A 2,321-nucleotide genomic window follows, 5' to 3' on the forward strand; every position below is an offset into this window, starting at 1 on the left:
CTGAAATCTATTTTTACACGTTGCTTTTCTTGTAAATCGAAGTAAGGGGAATTCTCTATTTTAGGTTCTGGTTGAGATACTAAAATGGTTTTCACTTTCATAAGCGCGAGTAGTTTTTTATTTTAATCTGAAATAAACACCTTATATAAAATGACATAGGGCGCGATTTCAAGAGCGCAAAGATACAAAATAAAATAAAATAAGTTATATTTAATTAAACTTTGATGTGTTTTAAAGGAACTAATTAATCCTATAATATTAATAATTAATAGTAAGGAAACAATGCCATAAATTAAGGGTAATGTAGGTTGAATCGTATATAGCAATATAGCATTAATAGGTAATAATAAAAGCCCTAAATAATTTTTAAAACTTATTTTTTGAAAAATATATTGGTCGATAAGTTTATCAATTTCAAAAAGACTACCAATTAAGCGTTCAATAAGTACTTTAATTAAAATAAAAACAGCAATAACAAAGGTTAATTTGAACATCGTGTTGCCAGAGATGTTATGGGTTTCTGTATATATTTTATAGGCAATAAAACAGAAAACGGAAACGGATAAAATTAAATTAGTAAATAATAGGGCATCAAACTTGTCGAAAAATTTCTGATCTCTCGAATAAATTTTTAGGTATTTATCGTTTCCAAGCACCAAAATAAAATCGTCAAATCTTTTGGGTGACACTAATTTAGCAATGGCAACAATTAGTAATCCTATAACTAATAGGATGGTAAATAAATCGTTTGAAACTATGTGACGAAGCATGGCCTAAAATTATTATAATTTTTAAGATTAGGGTGTATTATTAAGAAATATTTAAAATAATTACAGGTTGATTAATGTACATTTGCTAAAAAGAAATCTGGATGATTTCAATAAAAATGGAATATGCTTGATACTGTTGTAATTATACCAACATATAATGAGATTGAAAATATTGAAGCTATAATTAGGGCTGTGTTTTCACAATCGGATGCCATCCATATCCTTATTGTTGATGATAATTCGCCAGATTTAACAGCTTTAAAAGTAAAAGAACTTCAAACGGAATTTCCTGAAAAATTATTTTTAGAGGTTCGAAAATTAAAATCAGGATTAGGTACCGCTTATATTCACGGTTTTAAATGGAGTTTAGCAAAAGGTTATGACTATATATTTGAAATGGATGCCGACTTTTCACATAACCCAAAAGATATTTTGAAACTTTACAACGCCTGTAAAATTGATGGCGCCGATGTGGCTATTGGCTCAAGATATATTAATAATACAGTAAATGTGGTTAATTGGGATATGAAACGATTACTCATGTCTTACTTTGCTTCAAAATATGTGAAGTTTATAACAAGAATGCGGATCCATGATACTACGGCCGGGTTTGTATGTTATAAAAGACACGTGTTGGAAGCTATTAATTTAGATTCTGTTAAGTTTATAGGTTATGCTTTTCAAATTGAAATGAAATTTAAAGCTCATATAAAAAAGTTTAAAATTGTTGAAGTTCCTGTTGTTTTTACAGATAGAAAACTAGGTGAATCTAAATTAAGCTCTGGAATTATTTCTGAAGCTATTTTTGGGGTTATTTCAATGAAGTTGAAAAGTTTATTTAAAAAATAAAAAGTATGCAAATGAAAACGACGCTTATAAAAAATGCGAAAATAGTTAATGAAGGCACTATTTTTACTGGCGATGTATTGATTGAAGGAAATTATATTAAGGAAATTTCAGATTCTATTAGTCCGAAATCTGCCGATGTGTTGGTATATGATGCGGAAGGAAAATATCTTTTACCAGGTGCAATTGATGACCAAGTGCATTTTAGAGAGCCAGGATTAACGCATAAAGCAAATATTGAAACCGAATCTAGAGCGGCAATTGCTGGCGGTATAACGTCTTTTATTGAAATGCCAAATACTAATCCGCAAACTACAACTATTGAAAAGTTAGAAGAAAAGTTTGAAATTGCATCAAAATCATCTTCCGCAAACTATTCATTTATGTTTGGTGGCACTAATGATAATTTAGATGAAATTTTAAAACTTGATGTGAATCAGGTTGCAGGTTTGAAATTATTTTTAGGGTCATCAACAGGAAATATGTTGGTCGATGATCCTGTGGTTTTAGAGAAAATATTCAAAAGTACTAATATGCTTATTTCGGTGCATTGTGAAGATGAGGGCACTATAAAGAAGAACTTAAAGAAGTACATGGATGAGTTTGGCGATGATATTCCTATTAAATATCACCCAATAATTAGAAGTGAGGAAGCTTGTTATATTTCATCTTCTAAAGCTATTGAATTAGCAAAGAAAACAGGCG

At 29.6% G+C, this 2,321-nt stretch carries 2 protein-coding genes and 2 pseudogenes; 2 read left to right on the forward strand and 2 right to left on the reverse strand.

The features are described from left to right. Nucleotides 1-101, reverse strand: a pseudogene (locus tag WBN21_RS10760) (uroporphyrinogen-III synthase); the annotation flags it as partial. A gap of 21 nt (nucleotides 102-122) precedes the next feature. Next, nucleotides 123-770, reverse strand: a complete 648-nt coding sequence (locus tag WBN21_RS10765) for a DUF4271 domain-containing protein (protein ID WP_424200142.1) — start codon at nucleotides 768-770, stop codon at nucleotides 123-125. Between the two features lie 123 nt (nucleotides 771-893). Here WBN21_RS10765 and WBN21_RS10770 point away from each other — a divergent pair, with 123 nt between their 5' ends. Both WBN21_RS10770 and WBN21_RS10775 read left to right on the forward strand, forming a co-directional pair. Next, entirely contained in the window at nucleotides 894-1,619 is a 726-nt protein-coding gene (locus WBN21_RS10770) for a polyprenol monophosphomannose synthase (RefSeq protein WP_424200143.1), read from the forward strand. 11 nt (nucleotides 1,620-1,630) lie between these two features. Beyond that, a pseudogene (locus WBN21_RS10775) lies at nucleotides 1,631-2,321 on the forward strand (dihydroorotase); the annotation flags it as partial.

It is taken from the genome of Algibacter sp. (assembly GCF_049667265.1).
Taxonomy (GTDB): Bacteria; Bacteroidota; Bacteroidia; order Flavobacteriales; family Flavobacteriaceae; genus Algibacter_B.